Below are 20,097 nucleotides of genomic sequence, written 5' to 3'. Positions count from 1 at the left end.
ATCCGATGCCGACTGCAATAGCAATGTGCAGGTTATGCCGACATTGGTCCGTACATGACATCCGAATCCCATTTGGTGAAACCAAGCTTGCGATACAACGAAACCGCCGCCTCATTGTCTGCATCAACGTAAAGCATAATGGCGCTCAATCCTGCATTCTGCAGGTGATCCATGCCCTGTCGTGTCAGGATTTTACCCAGACCCAACCCCTGTGCTGCCGGAGTTACCCCCACAACATAAACCTCGCCCATGGCAGCTTGCCCCGCACGGGCAGGGTGGACCTTGGTCCAGTGGAACCCCAGAATCTCGTCGGCGTCATTGACTGCAAGGAAGAAACCGGCCGGATCAAACCACGGTTCCTCCTCGCGAGCCTGAAGATCAGCCAAGGTGAGTGATCCCTGTTCCGGGTGGTGGGCAAAGGCTGCCGCGTTGGCGGCTAACCAGGCTTCCTCATCCTGGCCGGGAACAAATGTTCGTAGCCGCACCCCGTCGGGCCTCTGGTAGTGAGCAGCCGATTGTGTAGCCGTGGTGCCGGACGACGGTGACGCCCGGACAAGGCGCATACGCCACAGTTCACGGATGGCCCGGTAGCCGTAGCTGGCAGCCAGGTCCGCCGCAGCTTCATGACCGCCGTGGGACCACGCCTTGATGCCCTGCAGTCCTCGTACCTCAACCAGTTTGTCGGCCAAAATTGCACCCACCCCGTCGTTGCGGTATGCCGGATGCACAACAATCTCCAACACCCCTTCGCTGCCGTCCAGCACAACAACTGCTATGCCTGCAAGGTCTTCGCCAACAGTGGGCGAGGCGTCCTCGGGGGCATACGTTAGAAGTGTCAGCACACTGGGGGAACCTGCAGTCGCAGACTTTAATTCCACCAAAGTTTGCTCGGAGAAGGGAGGATTGCCGTCCGCGTCCTCCGCAGCGTCAATCACGCTCGCCATCTCTTGGAGAAGCTCGGGCCCGGGGGCTCCTTGAATGACCGTCACAGGCCAGCTGTCAATCTTTGCGGGGCTCATAACCCCAGCCTAGTGGGCTTGCCTGAGCTAATGCGAGACTCTTTGAGACAGATCGGCTCGAATCGTGCCGTGACGGTGCTGTTTGCGCCCCACTAATGACCCATGACACATTTTGGGGCAGCCAGTTTGCCTCCGGCCGGAGTCTTGACATAGAGTTTGTGAGCAGCACATCGTGGGAGTCCACGTTGCTAGAAATTGTTGGGAATCCTCTGATTCTTGCGGTTTCAACTGGGGGGATGCACCAGTGGGGTGTCCTCGATACGTTCGACCCGTATGTCCTCCACGAATGAAGAAGGCCCGTTTCCATCAAGGAAACGGGCCTTCTTAGGTTCTGCTGGTGTTTTGGGCCTGAGGCTATGTCGCGCTTAGGACGTTGTGGTCCGTCTTGGATGTAATAAGTCGGTAACCGACATTGCGCACAGTACTGATAAGTTTTTCATTCTCAACCCCCAATTTCGCGCGCAAGCGTCTAATGTGCACATCGACTGTGCGGGTTCCCCCGTAATAGTCATAGCCCCACACCTCGTTAAGCAGTTGCGCCCGGCTAAAGACACGCCCGGGATGCTGAGCAAGATATTTGAGTAACTCAAACTCTTTATACGTCAGGTTCAGGACTGTGCCGTGGACCCTGGCCGTGTAACTATCCTCATCGATAACGATCCCTGCAGCCTGAATTTTCTGGGGTGCGGTTTCCTCGGTGTTGGCTGCCCGGGTCACCGCCAACCGGATCCGCGCCTCAACCTCAGCGGGGCTGGCCGAATCAACCACGACATCATCGGCTGCCCAGGAAGCCGTCACAGCGGCCATACCTCCCTCGGTTAAAACAAGCAATAGGGGAACGCTGATGCCGGTAGCCCGCAGCAACTGAGTTAATGAACGGGAGCCGGCTAAGTCCTTGCGAGCATCAACCATGATCAAATCTGAGGGTTTGGCCTCGAGCAAGGCAGTAGGGACTGCCGGAAGAATATGGACGGTGTGGCTTAAAAGTTCGAGCGCAGGCAAAACCTCCACGGAACTGCCGCGGTTGTTGGTCAGCATTAATATCTGCGACATGTCTTCCTTGAAAAGTATCCCAAGTGCGCGTTCTTGAGCTTTGATCGGGGCCGTAACCAAAGATGGCGGCACGAGCCAAAACTAAATGCTCTGTCCACAGGGTTGCTCCACATTGTACCGGGGGAATAGGGCAGGATTGATGTGTGAAGTCATATACTGCCGGACTTATTGGAATCATCGCTTTAGCACTGCTGGTGGCCGGGCACTCTCTGGGTCTTGGTTATGCGGTTGGCGTGAGCATCGCCCTCGCGGTGGTCTTTGGCTATGGCTGGCCGCAATATTTAGGTATTCCAGCCAAGAAAACCTTGGGAACCGTCATTGCTTTGACAGGGGTTGGCGCAGCCGTGACCGCAGGATTGGCGACGGGGGGCGACTTCTTGGTGTGGACCCCCATCTATATAGCCGTTGGTTTTGGCGCAGTTATGGCCGTACAAATTATTCGCGGAACAGGGCAAAAGCACCGGCTTGAATCCACCCTTGGCGCCGGAGCAGGTGTTGCCATCGCTGGCTTCACGTGTGGATGGGTGGCCTCTTTTCGGTTCCTGGGTGAGCCCGGCATGACCCTTATCGTGGCAATCAGCGCAGCAGTGGCGCTTTTGGTGGGCATGTTGGCATGGCCTGACAGGGTTGTTGGGCCCCTGGCGATAGGAGTGGCTGCTTTAGTAGGGCCCCTTGCCGCGCTGCTTTTCTCTGATGTCCGCATTATTCCGGCCGCAATTCTAGGGGTCCTCGTCGGAGCTGTCATTGCGGCTTTCCGCCGAATCCGCACCCTCGCCGGCACGCCAGCCGTGGTCCTGGGTGTGGTTGCGGCAGCGCTAGCCCCAATCCTGTCCCTTGGCACGCTTGTTTATTTCGTTGAAAAAATGATCCTGTACTAGCGACCAAGACGCAGGCCATACGGAGATTGCTGGAACACTCAAGAGAACCTTGTAGGATGGCATTATGAGCGTACTTGCCTTAGAAATCTTCTACATCAGTCTCCTAGTAGTAGCCAGCGTGGCCATGGCTTGGTTTGCCGGGCTGGTGGTATGGCGGCTTTTCAAGGGTCAGCAGTAACCTGCCATGCCCATTGAGATCCCCACAGACCTGACTCCTGAACTTGTGCCGTTGTCGTGGCTGCTTGGAACATGGAGTGGAGCGGGCCGGCTAGGCGCTGGCGATGCTGACTCTGAGTTTTTCACCCAGACTGTAACCTTCAAAGCCAATGGACTGCCCTATTTGCAATACACAGCTGAGTCGTGGTTAACAGATGAAGCGGGTACTGTTTTGCGGCCACTTTCCGTGGAAACAGGGTTTTGGCAGCTTGACCGAAAATTAAACGACTCCGACGGCGGCCCCGGCCTGATACCTGCGGAGATAGTGCCTGCGCTTCGAACAGCGGATGATGTTGAGGCCCTCCGCAATGCTGATGGTGGGTTCAACATCATGGCCAATATTGTGCACCCCGGTGGCATCTCGGAGCTGTACTACGGCACCATTGAGGGTCCCCAGATTCAGCTTTCAACCGATGCTGTCATGCGCGGAGCCGGAGCTAAGGATTACACTGCGGCGACCCGTATTTTTGGTCTCGTTAACAGCGACTTGTACTGGCGTTGGGACGTTGCCGCCCAGGGTAAGGCTCTTGCCGCTCACGCCTCCGCCGCCTTGCACAAAGTTACTTTGTAATTTCATAGCCCCACGCCGGCCGCATTGTGCCGTTGCTGATTACGGAGCAGTTTTGGTCCTATTTACAATGGTCCGTCCTGGCCAATTATTGCACCGGATGGGTTTTGTGAAAGTGCCGGAATAGGCCATCAAGAGAAGGCGTTAGAGAGTATATGAGCTATTTAAGTCCGTTGTTGAACCGTGCCGGTGCCGTGCAAGCGGGCGGCCAAGACGCTGGCGTAGCTTCCCACTACGGTGAACCCAACCGTGAACAGCGCCTGTTGGCGGGGTATCTGGGGAAGCCGGGAACCGCCGTCGTAGATCTTTCCCACCGTGGTGTGGTTACTGTGACCGGCCCCGACAGGCTTAGTTGGCTCAACACGCTTTCATCCCAGGCTCTGACAAATTTGGCGCCCGGAATAGGCACTGAACTGCTCCTGCTTACTATCCAGGGCCGCATTGAATTTGATGCCCGTGTTGTAGATGACGGTGAATGCACCTGGTTGATTGTGGAAACCGATGAGGCAGCACCGTTGGCGCAGTGGTTGAACTCCATGAAGTTCATGTTGCGGGTAGAGGTTGCCGATGCCTCGAGAAGCTGGGCAGTGGTTGGTTCTGTTGCAGAAGTTCCCGAATGGGGCAATTATGTGGCGTGGGTTGATCCGTGGCCGCATGTTGGTGCCGGTGGGTACAGTTATGCAGCCGTTGCTGCGGAAGAGCATCCCGGACTAGAGCGGCCTTGGCGCGAGTACTTGATTCCGGCTACTGAATTGGTGGATGCTGTGGGGCAGCGTCCGTTGGCTGGTGTGTGGGCAGCTGAAGCGCTCCGAGTGGCTGCTTGGCGTCCACGCCGAGGCGCGGAAACGGACGAGAAAACAATTCCGCACGAACTGGACCTGCTGCGTACCGCCGTGCACATGGACAAAGGATGTTACAAGGGCCAGGAATCGGTTGCGCGTGTGCACAATTTGGGGCGGCCGCCGCGCAGACTCGTGTTTCTCCAGCTCGATGGCTCCCTTCACACCCTGCCGGCCGCCGGGAGCGAGGTTTCCTTCGAGGAACGTGTGGTGGGCACTGTAACTTCCAGTGCCCAGCACTTTGAGATGGGGCCTATTGCGCTTGCGCTGATCAAACGCTCCGTTGATCCGCAGGCAGTGTTGAGTGTAACCGACGACGGTGAGGTCTACCCCGCCAGTCAAGAGGTCATTGTTGCCCCGCAAGCAGGTCAAGTCGTAGGCCGGGCCACCGGGTTCCTTCGTCCACCTCGGTAACAGCGTTGGGGCTGTTGATGCGTAGGTTTGTGTCTCACTATTCCGCGTGGAATACTTCGTGTGGAATAGATAGGTAATCAGACAGATTCTGCCAATAACATCCTGCGAATAACTCGCTGAGATACCTATCAGAAGGGTTACAAGTGCGACAACAGCTTTCACCTCTTGCCATGGCTATTCTGGGCCTGCTCGTTGAGCGGGCTATGCATCCTTATGAGATGTATCAATTGCTGGTGCAACGCCACGAAGACCGGATACTCAAGGTCAGACCCGGAACTCTTTACCATGCGATGGGCAGGCTGGCGGCGGCTGAACTGGTTGAAACGGTGGGAACTGATCGTGACGGTAACCGTCCGGAACGGACAACCTACGCAATTCTGGCGGCTGGCCGAGAGCAGTTGACCATTGAACTGTGTCAACTGCTCTCGCAACCTGTCAAAGAATACCCTCGCTTTCCACAGGCACTTTCCGAAGCGCACAATCTGCCGGCAGCCAGCGCTATTGAACTTTTAGGGCAACGCACCGTGGCACTTGAAGAGGAAGTGGCTACCTTGGAATCTCAGACTTCAGTGGCACGTGCACGGGAAGTGCCGGAGCAGTATTGGATCAATGTGGACTATCAACAACATCAGTTGCGGTCCGAGCTCGACTGGATCCACAAACTGCGCGCCAATATCCGCAACGGCTCACTTCCCTGGGGGATCGGCACCAAATAAGACATTGAAATAAGCAATAAACAAGAGTTCTAACACTAAGGATCAACCCATGGAAATCGTGGCAAAACCGTGGCCCGCGTTATGGGCACTCGTTCTAGGTTTCTATATGATCCTGGTCGATTCAACCATCGTTTCGGTGGCCAACCCTAAGATCATGGAGGGCCTGAATACCGACATAAACTCGGTGATTTGGGTGACTAGCGCCTATCTTTTGGCCTACGCCGTTCCGCTGCTTGTATCTGGGCGGCTGGGTGATAAATACGGTCCGAAGAATCTCTACCTTGTGGGCCTGACGGTCTTTACTCTGGCTTCTTTGTGGTGCGGTTTTTCTGGGGATATTTCTACACTTATTCTTGCTCGCGTTGCCCAGGGCCTGGGCGCTGCCATGATGACTCCTCAGACAATGGCCGTCATCACCCGCATCTTTGCTCCAGACAAGCGCGGCCCCGCCATGGGCCTCTGGGGTGCCACTGCTGGTGTTGCCATGCTGGTTGGACCTATTCTTGGTGGTGTTCTGGTCGACAGTCTGGGCTGGGAATGGATCTTCTTTGTCAACGTGCCCGTTGGGGTCGTTGCTTTTGTCATGGCATGGCGTCTGGTGCCAACGCTGAAAACGCACGACCACAAATTTGATCTGCTGGGTGTTCTGCTCAGTTCTGTGGGCTTGCTATTGCTAGTTTTTGGCATCCAAGAAGGGGCCACCTATGACTGGGGCACCATCGCGGGCCCGTTGAGCGTATGGGGACTAATTATTGCTGGGGTTCTGTTCCTCATCGCCTTCGTCTGGTGGCAGGCGATCAATAAGGGCGAACCACTGGTACCGCTGCATTTGTTCAAGGTGCGGAACTTTTCACTGGCCAATATAGCTATTACAACCATGGGCTTCAGCATCACAGCCATGAGCCTGCCGTTGTTCTTCTACTACCAGCTGGTGCGTGGAATGACACCCACCCAATCTGCGCTCATGATGGTCCCCATGGCGTTGTTCTCAGGCATTTTGGCCCCCTTTGTGGGCAAGCTCGTGGACGCGGTCAACCCGCGCTACGTGGCCTTCACAGGTTTCATTCTCATGTCAGTGTCCTTGACGTGGACCGCTGCGCTGATGAGCCCCGAAACACCCATTTGGCTCTTTCTTCTCCCAAGCGGGCTACTCGGCATCGCCAGCTCCGGAATTTGGGCACCACTATCCACGACAGCAACCCGTAATCTGCGCCCGAACGAGGCCGGAGCAGGTGCCGGGGTATACAACACCACGCGGCAGATTGGTTCAGTCTTGGGCAGTGCGGCCATTGCAGCCCTGATCTCGGCCCGGTTGGCGGCAGAAATGCCGGCGGGAGCGGCGGGCGGGGCAACGGGAGTATCCGGGCAACTGCCGGAATTCTTGCAGGCAGGGTTCTCCACAGCGATGGCCCAGTCAACGCTGCTCCCTGCAGCAGCAGTGATTTTGGGTGCGGCGATGGCTATTATGTTCGCTAAACCGCGTGATGTATCTGCCATCTACGCCGAGTTTAGTGACTCTGTAGATGCACCTGAGTCTGTAACCCGGCAACGCTAAGTCCCAACGATGTCGCCAAGGCGTGGGCGCCGGCGTTGTTCACGTCTGCCCGCCACTGCACAATGAGCCCGGCCGACAGCGCTTCATGGGCCGCAATGCTTGTGGCCAAGGCGCCAACTCCTTGGCGGCGAAACTCAGGTGCCACCAAAGTTCCCAACTGTGCCAGCAGGCCCTGATACTCGCCATAGGCGCTACAGGCAAGGGGTCCGGCGTCGGGGGTGCCTGTCTGCATCACAGTGAACTTATTTGCCCGTGTTGCCAGCGCAACGTCATTGACATCGTCAGGGGGACACAAGGATTCCAACTCCATAGCCTGCTCCGGGGCTGTGGAAACGTGAACCGTTCCTTCGGGTTGGTGCAGCTCCAGATCGTCCGCGTAGTACAGCGCCTGCGTGCCCATGCCCCGACCGCCGTCGGCCCTGGTCAGACGCAGCATAGTACTGTGATCGCTGAGTTCGTCGTCATCAAAGGCATCTGCGGCACTCAGAAGATGGACAGGTCCGGTGAGGATTGATCTGTCCCACAACCTGATAAAGGTCAGTGTCTGTGACGGCACCGGATGAATGATCCGCGCATTTCCAGTGTCGGCTAAGAGTGAATCTGCGGGTAGTCCCAGACCGCGCTCCCACGCCAAAAAAACGATGGGCGCGGAGGAAATCTCGAATGTCATGGTTTAAACGTTAGCGCCCTGGCGCACTTGTGTGTGCCAGGGCGCTCAAAGCAAGAAGATCCAGTGACTGTTAGCCGAACAAAATTGCGGCCTCGTCGTAACGATGCTGGGGAACGGTTTTCAAGTTCCCAAGAGCTGCCTCGAAGGGCACATGCTCAATCTCGGTACCCTTGAGCGAGACCATGGTTCCCCAGCGTTCCTCCACCACGGAGTCAACTGCGGCCATGCCCAGACGTGTGGCGAGCACGCGGTCAAAACTCGAAGGCACGCCGCCGCGCTGAATGTGGCCAAGAATGGTTGCTCGGGTTTCGATCCCAGTGCGTGCCTCGATTTCCGGGGCCAACTGCTCGCTGATGCCACCCAGGCGTGGACGGCCAAAAGTATCCAAGCCGCGCTCTGAATGAGCTGAATCCTGGTGGTCTGGGACGAATCCTTCAGCCACAACCACCAGTGGTGCACGGCCGCGGTCGTGGGCTTCATTCACCCAAGCGATGATCTGGTCCATGCTGGTGTTCTGCTCCGGGATCAGGACAGCGTGGGCGCCGGTGGCCATGCCGGCATGCAATGCGATCCATCCAACGTGGCGGCCCATAACCTCGGCGATCATGCACCGGTGGTGCGATTCGCCGGTGGTGCGCAGCCGGTCGATGGCCTCGGTTGCGATCTGCACTGCCGTATCAAAACCAAAGGTGTAATCGGTGGCGTCAAGGTCGTTGTCAACGGTTTTGGGAACACCCACGATTTTCAGGCCGGCATCCGTGAGCCTGCGCGCCGCCGCAAGTGTTCCTTCGCCGCCAATGGCAATGATTGCATCTATCCCTAGGCGGTCCATGTTGGCTTTGATGACTTCCGGGCCACCATTACCTTCAAACGGGTTGGTCCGTGAGGTGCCCAAAATGGTGCCGCCCTGCTTGGAGATACCACGCACCATCTGGCGTGGCAGGTCCATGATGTCGCTCTCGACCACTCCGCGCCAGCCATCACGAAAACCAACAAACTCGTGTCCGTGAACTTTGATGCCTTTGAGGACAATGCCGCGTATTACCGCATTCAGGCCAGGGCAGTCTCCGCCGCTGGTGAGAATTCCAATCTTCATGTGTATTTAGATCCTTAGAGGGTGGGTCAATGGATGGTTGAGCGCACCATTGAGCTCCTCTGTAGATCAGTCTAGACGTTCATGTGATCTCGGCAACTCCATGACCGGTCCGTGGACCCACTTCCGGACTACAGCTATTTCTTGCGCAGAAGCTTCACCGAGCCACCGGCAACCATGGCCACACCGGCCCCCAGCAGCAGCCACATTGATGTTTGCCCAGCGTCTAAAAAGATGCCAGCTTGCCTGGTGAGGATGATGAGGGTTCCCAGGACAAGGACGACGGCGCCCCACACCAGGGTGCCCACCCGCACCGGGTGCCGGGCCGGGTCACCAGGTGTATCCAGATGATCTGTGGGATTTTCCATGATGTGCTCCGTTGTGTTAGGGGGTGCCATGTTCGCGGCGGCTGGGTTTGTAGCGGCTGGGTTTGTAGTAGCTGGGAGGGTGGTGGCGCCCGGAGTTATCATTGGCCGACCACCGGAATCACCTTGATGTTGCTGGCCACACCCTGAAGGGTGATGACGAGCCCATTGCCTGTGACGCCCGGGTTAACTTCGGTGCTCAGGTCCTGTGTCAGGGTGGCGCCGTCGTTCATGCCGTCAATTGACAGTGAAGCCGCAACCAATTCGCTCTTGATAGTCACGGGCACGCTGGTGGGAACCTTGATGGTGATCCGTGCGGCGGCGGTCTCTAGCGGAATCAGGACATCGCTGCTTAGGGACGCTGCGCCGTCGAGCCGGGTAAGGTCAATGGTTGAATTACCCAACACCACAGTCTGTCCAGCTTCCGCGGCCTCAATGCTGGTTGGTGACCAGCTCACGTTATTCAGGGCTGTGAATTCCCCTGAATGAGGGGGGATGCTCAGCAAGCTGGCAAGCACTAGCATCACGATGGCGAAGGAGCCCACGCCGCCTGCTGTGCGGCCCATGGCGCCGGCCCCTACGATGGCCAGGCCCGCTGTTATGGCGGCGGCTGCGGCTGCTGTGGCCACCTGGTAGCCGTTGAGATCTATGATGTTGGTGGCATTCAAGATCAGCACTATGGAGCCAACCACCACCGCCAGGCCCAGAGACAAAAGAGTCGCCGCAGCGCCGAGGTGCGGTGTGGTCTTTACCGGGTGCTTAACGTACATCCGTGGATCGAAGGTGACGGGTTGCTGGGGCGCGTACTGCTGTTGTGGGGCTGCGAAGGAACCGGGCGCTGCAGCTGGGAAGTACGGGGCGCTCTGGTAAGGCTGGCTTCTGACTCCGGTATTTTGCTGACCAGGCAAGGGATGCTGACCAGGCAAGGGATATGGGGACTTGGTCTCCGTGGGCTTGTGACGGTTCACCGCCCAATAGATAACACCGGCGACTGCGGCAATCCAGAACAACGGCCACGGGAACCAGGAGTCATAGCCGTCGAAGAGGAAACCCTGACCGGGACCAGCGAAACCTAAGACCGTGAGCAGAGCCGCCCCTGTCATCCCTGTTGACCAGTGACCACGGCTCACCTGCTCAACGTGGATGCGGCCGTCGGGTTCGGGCAACAAGGCCCAGGCAACACCGTAAGCCAACAGACCTACGCCAAAAAAGAGCGTCAGGACAACCGTCAAGCCGCGCACTATGACGGGATCGATGCCCCATTTATTGGCCAGGCCGCTGCACACCCCGCCTACCCAACGGTTGCTGCCACGCTGCACACCTAAACCACGCAGCCACTGGAAAAACTTTGCCGAACTGGCTGGCTCGGGGGTGGGAAGCGGCGGCGGTTCTGGCGTGTTCTGCTCTGGTGTGTTCTGCTCTGGGGTGTCCTGTGGAATGTTCATAGTTCAATGGTCTCTAAATGATAGGGCTCTGAACATCGGGGCTCACCCTGAAAGAACCCTGAATGAGCCCTCAATAGTCTTAGGTGCAGGCCGGGGCGTGCTTGGATTGAACCATGAGCGCAAAGATGTACCGCTCCCAAGAGCGAATCATCGCCGGGGTCTGCGGTGGACTGGCCGAGCACCTTGGCATCAAGGTGCGGCTTCTACGCGTCATCTTGATTGGCACAAGCTTTTTCTTTGGTGCCGGGTTGGTGTTTTATGTATGGCTATGGCTTTTGGTGCCCATGGCCGGCGATCAGGCAGAGGCGGAAAGCCCCTTGCTTGATCGGGACGGCAATCCCCGGCTAAAACTGTTCCGTCCCGCCCCGGAACCGTCAACGATGGGGGAAAAGCAAAGCGGGAACAGCAATAGCGAACGCCAAAAATTTGCGCTTGGTTTCAAAGACGTGCTCATTGGCGGCGGACTTGTTATCGCCGCCCTTGCCGTCTTCGGTCAACAGGCAGGGTGGAACCTGCAGCTGGGAACCTTGATTCCATTGCTCATCATTGCCCTGGGCGCTGTTTTGGCCTGGATGCAACTGGATAACACCAGACGGGTGGGGCTGCTCAACGCCGCAAAAATGGACACCCCCATGGCTTTGCTGCGTTTAGGTGGTGGCATTGTCCTTGTCATTGCCGGTGTAATTGTCATTGTGGCAGGATCGGGTTCCTGGCAGCTGGTGTGGTCCTCCGTGGTGGCCTCACTCGCTGTGCTTGCCGGTGTGGGGCTCGTCCTTGCCCCGTGGGCGCTGAAGTTCTGGAGGGAGTTCCAAAACGAAAGGGCCGGGCGCATCCGGGAAACCGAACGGGCTGAAATCGCCGCGCACCTCCACGACTCTGTCCTGCAAACCCTGGCTTTGATCCAAAAGAGAGCCCATTCCGCCGCTGATGTGACCCGGCTGGCCCGGGCTCAAGAACGTGAATTGCGGGAGTGGATCTATCAGGACAATGCGCACAGTTCAGGTGCCCTCGTCGAGCGGGTTAAAGCAGTTTGTGCTGAAGCGGAAGACCTCTACGGGCAGGCCGTTGAAGTGGTCGCCGTGGGGGATGCTGAGCTGACCGAACATGGGAACGCGCTTGTCCAAGCCGTGCGTGAGGCCGTGCTGAATGGTGTGCGGCACGGTGGAACAACTGTTTCGGTTTATGTTGAAGCCGGGGTAAGAGGTGTGGATGTTTTTATTAAGGACCGCGGCCCCGGCTTTGATATCAGTGCCGTACCGTCAGACAGGCTGGGAGTCCGGGAGTCCGTCGTCGGGCGGATGCAACGCAACGGTGGTACGGCTGAGATCATTAGTTCAGCTGAGGGCACCGAGGTGCGACTGCACCTGCCCATCGGAACACCCGTCACCGAGGACACTAAATGACATTGCTTCCAACACCCGTCCGGGTAGTGATCGTGGATGATCACGCCATTTTCCGGTCCGGGCTCAAGGCCGATCTTGCCCAAGACATAGCGGTTGTGGCAGAAGCAGCCACAGTTGAAGAAGCCATTGCTGCCGTGAATACACAGCAACCCGACGTGGTCCTCCTTGACGTACACCTGCCAGGCGGGCGGGGACAAGGCGGGCGGGAAGTCATCGCAGGGTGTGCGTCTTTGCTGGCAACAACGAAATTTTTGGCCTTAAGTGTCTCCGACTCGGCCGAAGATGTTGTTTCGGTGATCCGGGCCGGGGCACGTGGCTATGTTACGAAGTCAATCTCCGGGGAAGCGATCTCGGACGCAGTTCGTCGTGTGGCAGGCGGAGACGCAGTATTTTCACCCAGGCTGGCCGGTTTTGTGCTGGATGCCTTTGGTACGGCCGAGGTAGCGGTAGAGGATGAGTTGGATAGGCTCTCGGCCCGCGAACTTGAGGTCATGCGGCTGATTGCGCGCGGCTATTCGTACAAGGAAGTGGCGAAGGCGCTGTTTATTGCGATCAAGACAGTGGAAACTCACGTTTCGGCAGTTCTGCGTAAGTTGCAGCTGTCTTCACGCCACGAATTAACGCGTTGGGCCGCAGACCGGCGGCTCCTGTAGCCTCAACCGCCACTTCCCCGCACCATTGCTCGCGAATAGTGCGCCACAATGCCTGTGGCGCACTATTCGCGTCAAACCGTGCGCAGAAGAAGGCGGGATTAGCCCAAGAACTCCTGCAAACGTGCAATGCCGACTGCCAGGTCGTCGTCGCCCAAGGCATAGGAGAGGCGCAGGAAGCCGCTGGGCCCAAACGCCTCGCCCGGAACTACTGCAACTTCAACTTTGTCCAGGATCAACGTGGCCAGCTCGGCGGAGGTTGCGGGGCGGATTCCACCAATTTCACGGCCCAGCAGACCGCGAACGTCGGCGTAGGCGTAGAAAGCGCCATGTGGGGTGGGGCACTTCACGCCGTCAATCGCATTCAGCCCGGCAACCATGGCCTTGCGGCGGCGGTCAAAGGCTACCTTCATCTCATCCACGGCCGTCAGCGGGCCCGAAACTGCGGCGAGAGCGGCCATCTGGGACACATTAGCCACATTCGAGGTGGCGTGGGACTGCATGTTGGTGGCCGCTTTGGCAACATCAAGGGGCGCGATCATCCAGCCTACGCGCCACCCTGTCATGGCATAAGTTTTAGCCACACCATTGAGTATCACCACACGGTCACCCAGTTCAGGGACTGCCGTGGCAATGGAGGTGAAGGGCACACCGTCGTAGGTCAGGTGCTCATAGATTTCATCCGTGATGACCCAAAGCCCTTTCGATGCGGCCCACAAACCAATTTCACGCGTTTGTTCGGGGGAGTACACAGCGCCTGTGGGGTTGGAAGGGGAAACAAACAGCAGCACCTTAGTGCGGGGCGTCAGAGCGGCTTCCAACTGCTCGATGCTCACAAGGTAACCCTGCTCGGGGCCAGCAAAAACCTCAACCGGAACACCGCCAGCCAAGCGGATGGCCTCTGGATAAGTAGTCCAGAACGGGGAGGGAACTATAACTTCATCGCCCGGATCCAGAAGAGTCGCAAAGGACTCGTACACAGCTTGTTTGCCACCGTTGGTGACAACGACCTGGGCGGGGTCAACTTCATAGTTTGAATCCCGCAACGTCTTAGCAGCAATGGCGCTACGCAGCTCCGGCAGTCCAGCCGCAGGGGAGTAGCGATGGAACTTCGGTTGGCGGGCTGCGGCAATGGCTGCCTCAACAATGTAATCAGGGGTGGGGAAATCAGGCTCACCAGCTCCAAAGCCAATGACGGGACGCCCGGCGGCCTTCAAGGCCTTGGCTTTGGCGTCCACAGCCAGTGTGGCGGATTCGGCAATGGCGGCGATCCTTGCGGAAATACGGCGCCCGGAGGCTTGCTCGGCTGTCAGTTCGGCAGACATCAGGATTCTTTCTTTGGCAGGGAGCTTCAAAATCTAAACTTCGTCATGACCCACTTTAGGCGCATACGGTTTTATGCGCCTACTGTGTCCGGTTCGACGTACGCCCATAAGGATGCGTAGAATGGGTAACCGGTGTTCAAGCACGATGATGGTTCACGCCTTGAAGTCGGTCTCCAGCTCTGTTTTGGAAGCACGACTTTAAGACTGTAGATTATTCATGGTTCTTAGCATCAAGTAAGGATCTTCAACCGCTTGAGACTTCGGTCGCTTGTGGGTGGTTTCCAAAGGGTAGTGGCGCAATTGGTAGCGCAGCGGTCTCCAAAACCGCAGGTTGCAGGTTCGAGTCCTGTCTGCCCTGCGCATAGGCACGAAAGCTTTATTACATGGAAGTTGTGTAGTAAAGCACCGTGTCTGGGCGAATGATTTGCACATCGCACGGTCCGAACCAACGGGTCTGCGGGCATTCCAACAAATGATGAGTGAGGCACTGGTGACCGAAACTGCGGCAAGCAGCTCCAAGGGCCCTGCCAAGAAGGCGACAAAGCCCGGCAAGCCCGGATTTTTTGCCCGAATAGCTATCTTTATGCGCCAAGTCATTGGCGAGTTGAAGAAAGTTGTGACTCCCACTCGCAAAGAGTTGATCAACATGACAGCTGTTGTGTTGGTATTCGTGGTAATCGTGATGGGTATTGTTACCGTCCTGGATCTGGGTTTCGGCAGGGCCGTGCTCTGGATCTTTGGTGGAAACGTAAACATCGAGCAGTAAGACGCTCACCGTGGCCGACCTCGCTGAACACTTTGGCATGGGGTCGGTTTGAGCCATTTAAGAACCGCACAAGGAAAGCAGGAAATTCGTGTCTGAGCTGGAGCCCGAGGCAACAAACAGTGAGCAGGACCAGGACACTGTGGTTGCTGATGCTGCCATCAGTGCCGACCTTTCTGCGCCCGCGGACGACGTCGAAACCGACGAAGCCCCCGAGGTAACCGACGCCGTGGCCACCGACGCTGTGGCTGGCGATGAGGAAGACGCTGAATCAACGGCAGAGACCGTTGATGAAGCCGCCGAGCCCGAAGTTGACCCGGCAGAAGAGTTCAAGGCCAAACTGCGCCGCCAAGAGGGCGATTGGTACGTCATCCATTCCTACGCCGGTTATGAAAACCGCGTCAAGGTCAACCTTGAATCACGCAGCCTGTCGCTGAACATGGAAGATTACATCTTCGAAATTCAGGTCCCCATGGAAGAAGTCGTGGAGATCAAGAACGCCCAGCGTAAAGTTGTTAGCCGCGTACGAATCCCGGGCTACGTTTTGGTACGTATGGAACTGACAGATGCCTCGTGGGGGGTTGTGCGCCACACTCCCGGAGTCACAGGATTCGTTGGTAACGCTCACAATCCCGTCCCGCTGCGTCTTGATGAAGTTTTCTCCATGCTGGCTCCCATCTTTGAGGAGCAGCAGGCTGAAGAGAGCGGCGTTCCGTTGCGTCACGATCCCGTTGACGCCGTCATTGACTTTGAAGTTGGCGAAGCAGTCATCGTCAAGGACGGTCCTTTCGAGGGCTTGTCGGCTTCGATCTCCGAGATCAAACCCGAAGCGCAGCAGCTTGTTGTGCTGGTTTCGATCTTTGAGCGTGAAACACCGGTCACGCTTGCATTCAACCAGGTCACCAAGATCTAGTTACCCACAATTTTCGTTTCCTTTAGAACTTGCTTAGTCCTCAAGGAAACGTTCGGCCGGACGCCATTCGGCCACCCACCTTGGACGCGCTCCGTCGTCCTTGGAAGATATTGAGAGAAGGACCCTACATTGGCTCCCAAGAAGAAGGTCACCGGCCTTATCAAGCTGCAGATCCAGGCAGGCGCCGCTAACCCGGCACCGCCCATCGGACCCGCGCTTGGTCAGCACGGCGTCAACATCATGGAATTCTGCAAGGCGTACAACGCTGCAACAGAATCCCAGCGTGGAAACGTAGTCCCCGTTGAAATTACGGTTTACGAAGACCGTTCATTCACATTCATCACCAAGACCCCGCCGGCTGCAGAGCTCATCAAAAAGGCTGCAGGCGTCGCCAAGGGTTCAGCTACCCCGCACACCGTCAAGGTTGCCCAGCTGACCAAGGCACAGGTCAACGAGATTGCCACCCAGAAGATGGTTGACCTCAACGCAACAAGCGTTGAAGGTGCAGAGAAGATCATCGCCGGTACCGCTCGTTCCATGGGTATCACCGTCGAGGCCTAAGTCTTTTTTGACTTTCGCCTTACGCCCGTTTGGGCACATCTAAACATTAAGAACGACGCCGTACAGCTCACCTTTGGTGGGTAGCGGCGGACGTAGTGGCAGGGCCCGCGCGGTCCTAACGACCACAACTGCACAAGGAGAATCGCAGCATGGCAAAGCGCAGTAAAGCATATGAGGCAGCTCAGGCGAAGATCGATGTGGACAACACATACGCACCCTTCGACGCCATCAAGCTCGCCAAGGAAACAAACCCGTCCAAGTTCGACGCCACCGTTGAGGTTGCCTTCCGTTTGGGTGTAGACCCTCGTAAGGCCGACCAGATGATCCGTGGCACAGTAAACCTGCCTCACGGTACCGGTAAGACTGCCCGCGTTCTGGTTTTCGCAACAGGTGAGCGTGCCGAAGCTGCTATCGCAGCCGGCGCCGACTTTGTTGGCACCGATGACTTGATCGAAAAGATCCAGGGCGGCTGGACCGACTTCGACGCAGCCGTAGCCACACCTGACCTCATGGGTAAGGTTGGCCGTTTGGGTAAGGTTCTGGGGCCTCGTAACCTCATGCCTAACCCCAAGACAGGTACCGTCACCAACGACGTCGCCAAGGCTGTCAATGACATCAAGGGTGGAAAGATCGACTTCCGCGTCGACAAGCACTCCAACCTGCACTTCATCATCGGCAAGGTTTCCTTCGACGCCGTAAAGTTGGGCGAGAACTACGCAGCAGCTCTGGAAGAGGTGCTTCGTTTGAAGCCTTCAGCTTCCAAGGGCCGTTACTTGCAGAAGGCCACTGTCTCAACGACCTTCGGCCCTGGCATTCCCGTGGATCCCCAGGCCACCAAGGTGGTTATTGAGGACTAGTCCTTGAGCTTTGTAGAAAGGGGACTGACACAGTGTTTCACTGTGTCAGTCCCCTTTCTTTTTCGTATGTTCAACGGTGTCGGTAGACTTCCGTGGCAAGAGACGCCCTCGGGTGAAGCAGTGCCGAGGCGCCCTGCACGAATGAGAAATACGGGGAAAAAGTCATGACAGAAACGACCATTGAGCAATTGCGGATTCCGGAATCACTTGACGGGGCGCCCGCCTCAGATTTCCTGCAGGCCGTTGAAGTTTCGCGTCAAGTTCGGGTTCACACGTGGGGTAATGATGAACTGGCATATACGGCGGAGGAGCTCTTCGCCCAATGTCACGATCCTTACGAGTGGTACGTGGTTCTTGTGGCCCGCAACGCCAGTGAGATCGTTGGCCGTGTGGGCATAGCCATGCCACTGGCAGACAACACGGATTTGGCTCATGTCACCCTAGATGTACTCCCATCCGCCGAAGGCGTCGGTCTGGGCCGGAAGTTACTGGAGGCCGCTGAGCTGTTTGTGAGGGGAGAGAGCCGCAAGATCGTCATGGTGGAGACAAACCATCCGGCGGCTGCCCTCGGTGAAGGCACAAAGGATCCGATTCCTGCTACCCATGGCGGTGCTTCTTTGCCATTGAGCAGCAGGGAAGCCAGGTTTGCCTACAGCGCAGGTTACGATCTTGATCAGGTTGAGGACTTCAGTGTCTGTCCGTTGCCGCTACCGCATGCACTGGTGAGTGAACTGCGCAAAAAAGCTGTTGCCACGCACCAGTCCTCGTACGCGGTGCATCAGTGGGTGGACCGCTGTCCAGAAGAGTGGGCACAGGAGTTCGTTCGTTTGGAGCAAGGTCCTGCTCCCACAGTTGACGCTGGCCAAGCTCAATTGGATGTGGCAAAGATGCGGGTGGCAGAGGAATTGTCCTCCGCCACTAAGCGGCGCACATTGGTTAGTGCGGCAGAGTGTCTGGCAACCGGAAGCCTGGTGGGATTCACTTCCATTTCACTGCTGGGGCACCGCAACGACGTCGCTTTTCAGGATGACACGATTGTAGAAAAAGCACACAAGGGAAAGGATGTGGCATTGGCGATGAAGGTGGCGAACATGGAAATGCTCTCACGGCAGTTTCCTTCGACCAAGACCATCTACACCTGGAATTCCCCCGGGGATTCTTCGATACTCTCAGTTAATGCACAGTTGGGTTTTGCCAACGCCGGCGCAACAGGACAGTGGCGCAAAGACCTCAACAACATGCAGTAACACTTGAGAGTGTGACGGCGCGGACCGGATTTGGAATCCGTACTATATCTGCGCTAATCTTAAGTAACCAAAGACCGTCGGTCGATGGCAATCACCCCCAGCCACGCGATGCAGCATGCATCTAGTGCGTTGGAAACGGGTTGGTTGACATTCGAAAGTCCTACATATGGACGGCCAACGCAGGTGCACAAAGCTTATGAGCAGTGTTGAACCGGAGTAATGTCCGTTGATCCACAGCGAAAAACGCCCCGTACATCTGTGCGGGGCGTTTTTGTTTGTCCGTTGCCAGCTTGCTGGCGATGGAAGGGGCTGGAAAGACTGACACTAATTCCCGGAAGGAGGGTTATGGCAACGCCAACTAAGGTGGCTGCAGTTGCAGAAATCACAAAAGATTTCAATGATTCAACTGCCGCAGTCCTAACCGAATACCGTGGGCTCACAGTAGCTCAGCTCAAGGAGCTGCGCGTTTCTCTCGGCCAGGACACCAAGTTCTCGGTTGTAAAGAACACCCTGACAGCCATTGCGGCCAAGGAAGCTGGTGTAGACGCTTTCGAGGGTCAGCTCAGCGGTCCCACCGCCATTGCTTTCATCAAGGGTGACGCTGTTGCTGCAGCAAAGAGCCTCACGGATTTTGCAAAAGTTAACAAGCAGCTGGTCATTAAGACCGGCTTCTTCGAGGGCAAGGCTCTCGACGCCGCTGGACTCGTGGCACTGGCTGCCCTTGAGTCTCGCGAACTGCAGCTGGCTAAGGTCGCCGGCATCCTCAAGGCTCCGATGGCTGCCGCTGCGCGTACGCTTGAAGCTTTGCGTTTGAAGCTCGCAGATGGCGCTCCGGCGCAGGAAGCACCTGTCGCTGAAGAAGCTCCGGCTGCTGAAGCGCCCGCTGCTGAAGAAGCTCCGGCTGCTGAAGCGCCCGCTGCTGAAGAAGCTCCGGCTGCTGAAGCGCAGACAACCGAGGCTTAGCCCCCAGCCTGCTCCTCCTTGATGCCCGCTAACGTGTCATCGCGGGAGATGCGGGCGCCTGAGCTAATAGTGGCTCATTAGTTTTTCCCTAACTCCACGAGGACTTAGGTTTTAGATTTGGTCCGCACTGGGCCAGTAAACAGAAGGAGCGCCACCCATGGCTAAGCTCACCAACGACGAGCTCATTGCAGCTTTCAAGGAACTGACCATCATCGAGCTCTCCGAGTTCGTCAAGCTCTTCGAAGAGACCTTTGAAGTTACCGCTGCTGCTGTTGCAGTTGCAGGCCCCGCCGGCGGCGGCGCTGGCGAAGAAGAAGCAGAGCAGACTGAATTCGATGTCATCCTCGAAGCAGCCGGCGATAAGAAGATTGCTGTTATCAAGGAAGTTCGCTCCATCACTTCATTGGGTCTGAAGGAAGCCAAGGAGGTCGTTGATTCGGCTCCCAAGGCTGTTCTGGAAGGCGTCACCAAGGAAGCTGCAGAGAAGGCCAAGGAAGCTCTCGAAGCTGCCGGCGCCACGGTTACCCTCAAGTAATCACCTCAGCACTTCACAAAAATGCCCCGCACCAGTTGGTGCGGGGCAT

At 57.1% G+C, this 20,097-nt stretch carries 21 protein-coding genes and 1 tRNA gene; 15 read left to right on the top strand and 7 right to left on the bottom strand.

The window, feature by feature from the left end; genetic code table 11:
- Nucleotides 1-32: 32 nt before the first annotated feature.
- Complete coding sequence (mshD, locus tag AAFM46_RS14120; RefSeq protein ID WP_283530007.1) at nucleotides 33-1,019, bottom strand: mycothiol synthase; 987 nt, start codon at nucleotides 1,017-1,019, stop codon at nucleotides 33-35.
- Between the two features lie 354 nt (nucleotides 1,020-1,373).
- Nucleotides 1,374-2,072: a response regulator transcription factor gene (locus AAFM46_RS14115; RefSeq protein WP_343318444.1), complete on the bottom strand. Its 699-nt coding sequence runs from the start codon at nucleotides 2,070-2,072 to the stop codon at nucleotides 1,374-1,376.
- 143 nt (nucleotides 2,073-2,215) lie between these two features.
- On the opposite strand from AAFM46_RS14115, the gene AAFM46_RS14110 reads away from it, so the two are divergent.
- The 5 genes from AAFM46_RS14110 to AAFM46_RS14090 all read left to right on the top strand — a co-directional run bounded on the left by AAFM46_RS14110 (nucleotide 2,216) and on the right by AAFM46_RS14090 (nucleotide 7,258).
- Complete coding sequence (locus tag AAFM46_RS14110) at nucleotides 2,216-2,950, top strand: permease (RefSeq protein WP_343318443.1); 735 nt, start codon at nucleotides 2,216-2,218, stop codon at nucleotides 2,948-2,950.
- A gap of 184 nt (nucleotides 2,951-3,134) precedes the next feature.
- On the top strand, nucleotides 3,135-3,737 hold the full coding sequence (locus AAFM46_RS14105; RefSeq protein WP_283530013.1) for an FABP family protein: 603 nt from the start codon (nucleotides 3,135-3,137) through the stop codon (nucleotides 3,735-3,737).
- A gap of 152 nt (nucleotides 3,738-3,889) precedes the next feature.
- Nucleotides 3,890-4,987: a folate-binding protein gene (locus tag AAFM46_RS14100; protein WP_343318442.1), complete on the top strand. Its 1,098-nt coding sequence runs from the start codon at nucleotides 3,890-3,892 to the stop codon at nucleotides 4,985-4,987.
- 143 nt (nucleotides 4,988-5,130) lie between these two features.
- Nucleotides 5,131-5,703: a PadR family transcriptional regulator gene (locus AAFM46_RS14095; RefSeq protein ID WP_283530017.1), complete on the top strand. Its 573-nt coding sequence runs from the start codon at nucleotides 5,131-5,133 to the stop codon at nucleotides 5,701-5,703.
- 49 nt (nucleotides 5,704-5,752) lie between these two features.
- Nucleotides 5,753-7,258, top strand: coding sequence for an MFS transporter (locus AAFM46_RS14090; protein WP_343318441.1), 1,506 nt, complete (start codon nucleotides 5,753-5,755; stop codon nucleotides 7,256-7,258).
- Here AAFM46_RS14090 and AAFM46_RS14085 read toward each other — a convergent pair.
- The 4 genes from AAFM46_RS14085 to AAFM46_RS14070 all read right to left on the bottom strand — a co-directional run bounded on the left by AAFM46_RS14085 (nucleotide 7,212) and on the right by AAFM46_RS14070 (nucleotide 10,831).
- The gene (locus AAFM46_RS14085; RefSeq protein WP_283530021.1) at nucleotides 7,212-7,928 is read right to left on the bottom strand and encodes a GNAT family N-acetyltransferase; all 717 of its coding nucleotides are present in this window, start codon (nucleotides 7,926-7,928) and stop codon (nucleotides 7,212-7,214) included. The two genes, AAFM46_RS14090 and AAFM46_RS14085, sit on opposite strands and share 47 nt — an antisense overlap.
- Nucleotides 7,929-7,998: 70 nt before the next feature.
- Nucleotides 7,999-9,024 carry a 6-phosphofructokinase gene (locus tag AAFM46_RS14080; protein WP_283530023.1) on the bottom strand — a complete coding sequence of 342 codons (1,026 nt, stop codon included), beginning with the start codon at nucleotides 9,022-9,024 and terminating at the stop codon, nucleotides 7,999-8,001.
- Between the two features lie 134 nt (nucleotides 9,025-9,158).
- Nucleotides 9,159-9,389: a hypothetical protein gene (locus AAFM46_RS14075; RefSeq protein WP_283530025.1), complete on the bottom strand. Its 231-nt coding sequence runs from the start codon at nucleotides 9,387-9,389 to the stop codon at nucleotides 9,159-9,161.
- 98 nt (nucleotides 9,390-9,487) lie between these two features.
- A complete protein-coding gene (locus AAFM46_RS14070) occupies nucleotides 9,488-10,831 on the bottom strand; it encodes a PspC domain-containing protein (RefSeq protein WP_343318438.1) in 1,344 nt (447 codons plus the stop codon).
- Between the two features lie 113 nt (nucleotides 10,832-10,944).
- On the opposite strand from AAFM46_RS14070, the gene AAFM46_RS14065 reads away from it, so the two are divergent.
- Nucleotides 10,945-12,234 (top strand): ATP-binding protein, encoded by a 1,290-nt coding sequence (locus AAFM46_RS14065; protein WP_283530029.1) that lies wholly within the window; start codon nucleotides 10,945-10,947, stop codon nucleotides 12,232-12,234.
- On the top strand, nucleotides 12,231-12,887 hold the full coding sequence (locus AAFM46_RS14060; RefSeq protein WP_283530031.1) for a response regulator transcription factor: 657 nt from the start codon (nucleotides 12,231-12,233) through the stop codon (nucleotides 12,885-12,887). Before AAFM46_RS14065 ends, AAFM46_RS14060 begins: the two co-directional genes overlap by 4 nt.
- A gap of 98 nt (nucleotides 12,888-12,985) precedes the next feature.
- Here AAFM46_RS14060 and AAFM46_RS14055 read toward each other — a convergent pair whose 3' ends face one another.
- The gene (locus AAFM46_RS14055) at nucleotides 12,986-14,209 is read right to left on the bottom strand and encodes a pyridoxal phosphate-dependent aminotransferase (protein ID WP_283530033.1); all 1,224 of its coding nucleotides are present in this window, start codon (nucleotides 14,207-14,209) and stop codon (nucleotides 12,986-12,988) included.
- A 285-nt stretch (nucleotides 14,210-14,494) separates the two neighbouring features.
- Here AAFM46_RS14055 and AAFM46_RS14050 point away from each other — a divergent pair.
- The 8 genes from AAFM46_RS14050 (at nucleotide 14,495) to rplL (ending at nucleotide 20,048) form a co-directional block, all read left to right on the top strand.
- Nucleotides 14,495-14,567: transfer RNA gene (locus AAFM46_RS14050), tRNA-Trp, on the top strand.
- A gap of 117 nt (nucleotides 14,568-14,684) precedes the next feature.
- Complete coding sequence (secE, locus tag AAFM46_RS14045; RefSeq protein ID WP_283530138.1) at nucleotides 14,685-14,975, top strand: preprotein translocase subunit SecE; 291 nt, start codon at nucleotides 14,685-14,687, stop codon at nucleotides 14,973-14,975.
- Nucleotides 14,976-15,063: 88 nt separating this feature from the next.
- Nucleotides 15,064-15,885, top strand: coding sequence for a transcription termination/antitermination protein NusG (nusG, locus tag AAFM46_RS14040; RefSeq protein ID WP_283530035.1), 822 nt, complete (start codon nucleotides 15,064-15,066; stop codon nucleotides 15,883-15,885).
- A 129-nt stretch (nucleotides 15,886-16,014) separates the two neighbouring features.
- Entirely contained in the window at nucleotides 16,015-16,446 is a 432-nt protein-coding gene (gene rplK / locus AAFM46_RS14035) for a 50S ribosomal protein L11 (RefSeq protein WP_283530037.1), read from the top strand.
- A 149-nt stretch (nucleotides 16,447-16,595) separates the two neighbouring features.
- Nucleotides 16,596-17,303, top strand: a complete 708-nt coding sequence (gene rplA, locus AAFM46_RS14030; protein ID WP_283530040.1) for a 50S ribosomal protein L1 — start codon at nucleotides 16,596-16,598, stop codon at nucleotides 17,301-17,303.
- A 164-nt stretch (nucleotides 17,304-17,467) separates the two neighbouring features.
- On the top strand, nucleotides 17,468-18,550 hold the full coding sequence (locus AAFM46_RS14025; RefSeq protein ID WP_283530042.1) for a GNAT family N-acetyltransferase: 1,083 nt from the start codon (nucleotides 17,468-17,470) through the stop codon (nucleotides 18,548-18,550).
- Nucleotides 18,551-18,895: 345 nt separating this feature from the next.
- Nucleotides 18,896-19,513 (top strand): 50S ribosomal protein L10, encoded by a 618-nt coding sequence (rplJ, locus tag AAFM46_RS14020; RefSeq protein ID WP_343318434.1) that lies wholly within the window; start codon nucleotides 18,896-18,898, stop codon nucleotides 19,511-19,513.
- 157 nt (nucleotides 19,514-19,670) lie between these two features.
- Nucleotides 19,671-20,048: a 50S ribosomal protein L7/L12 gene (rplL, locus tag AAFM46_RS14015; protein WP_283530047.1), complete on the top strand. Its 378-nt coding sequence runs from the start codon at nucleotides 19,671-19,673 to the stop codon at nucleotides 20,046-20,048.
- The last annotated feature ends 49 nt before the right edge of the window (nucleotides 20,049-20,097 follow it).

The organism is Arthrobacter sp. TMP15 (assembly GCF_039529835.1).
GTDB lineage: Bacteria > Actinomycetota > Actinomycetes > Actinomycetales > Micrococcaceae > Specibacter.
Note: the sequence above shows the minus strand (reverse complement) of the source record. Positions and strands in the feature narration are given on the sequence as shown.

Bases quoted from the DNA above. Each gene is read 5' to 3' on its own strand.
- mshD (WP_283530007.1), bottom strand. From the start codon at position 1,019: ATGAGCCCCGCAAAGATTGACAGCTGGCCTGTGACGGTCATTCAAGGA.
- AAFM46_RS14115 (WP_343318444.1), bottom strand. From the start codon at position 2,072: ATGTCGCAGATATTAATGCTGACCAACAACCGCGGCAGTTCCGTGGAG.
- AAFM46_RS14105 (WP_283530013.1), top strand. From the start codon at position 3,135: ATGCCCATTGAGATCCCCACAGACCTGACTCCTGAACTTGTGCCGTTG.
- AAFM46_RS14100 (WP_343318442.1), top strand. From the start codon at position 3,890: ATGAGCTATTTAAGTCCGTTGTTGAACCGTGCCGGTGCCGTGCAAGCG.
- AAFM46_RS14090 (WP_343318441.1), top strand. From the start codon at position 5,753: ATGGAAATCGTGGCAAAACCGTGGCCCGCGTTATGGGCACTCGTTCTA.
- AAFM46_RS14085 (WP_283530021.1), bottom strand. From the start codon at position 7,928: ATGACATTCGAGATTTCCTCCGCGCCCATCGTTTTTTTGGCGTGGGAG.
- AAFM46_RS14080 (WP_283530023.1), bottom strand. From the start codon at position 9,024: ATGAAGATTGGAATTCTCACCAGCGGCGGAGACTGCCCTGGCCTGAAT.
- AAFM46_RS14075 (WP_283530025.1), bottom strand. From the start codon at position 9,389: ATGGAAAATCCCACAGATCATCTGGATACACCTGGTGACCCGGCCCGG.
- AAFM46_RS14070 (WP_343318438.1), bottom strand. From the start codon at position 10,831: ATGAACATTCCACAGGACACCCCAGAGCAGAACACACCAGAGCAGAAC.
- AAFM46_RS14065 (WP_283530029.1), top strand. From the start codon at position 10,945: ATGAGCGCAAAGATGTACCGCTCCCAAGAGCGAATCATCGCCGGGGTC.
- AAFM46_RS14060 (WP_283530031.1), top strand. From the start codon at position 12,231: ATGACATTGCTTCCAACACCCGTCCGGGTAGTGATCGTGGATGATCAC.
- AAFM46_RS14055 (WP_283530033.1), bottom strand. From the start codon at position 14,209: ATGTCTGCCGAACTGACAGCCGAGCAAGCCTCCGGGCGCCGTATTTCC.
- secE (WP_283530138.1), top strand. From the start codon at position 14,685: ATGAGTGAGGCACTGGTGACCGAAACTGCGGCAAGCAGCTCCAAGGGC.
- rplA (WP_283530040.1), top strand. From the start codon at position 16,596: ATGGCAAAGCGCAGTAAAGCATATGAGGCAGCTCAGGCGAAGATCGAT.
- AAFM46_RS14025 (WP_283530042.1), top strand. From the start codon at position 17,468: ATGACAGAAACGACCATTGAGCAATTGCGGATTCCGGAATCACTTGAC.
- rplJ (WP_343318434.1), top strand. From the start codon at position 18,896: ATGGCAACGCCAACTAAGGTGGCTGCAGTTGCAGAAATCACAAAAGAT.
- rplL (WP_283530047.1), top strand. From the start codon at position 19,671: ATGGCTAAGCTCACCAACGACGAGCTCATTGCAGCTTTCAAGGAACTG.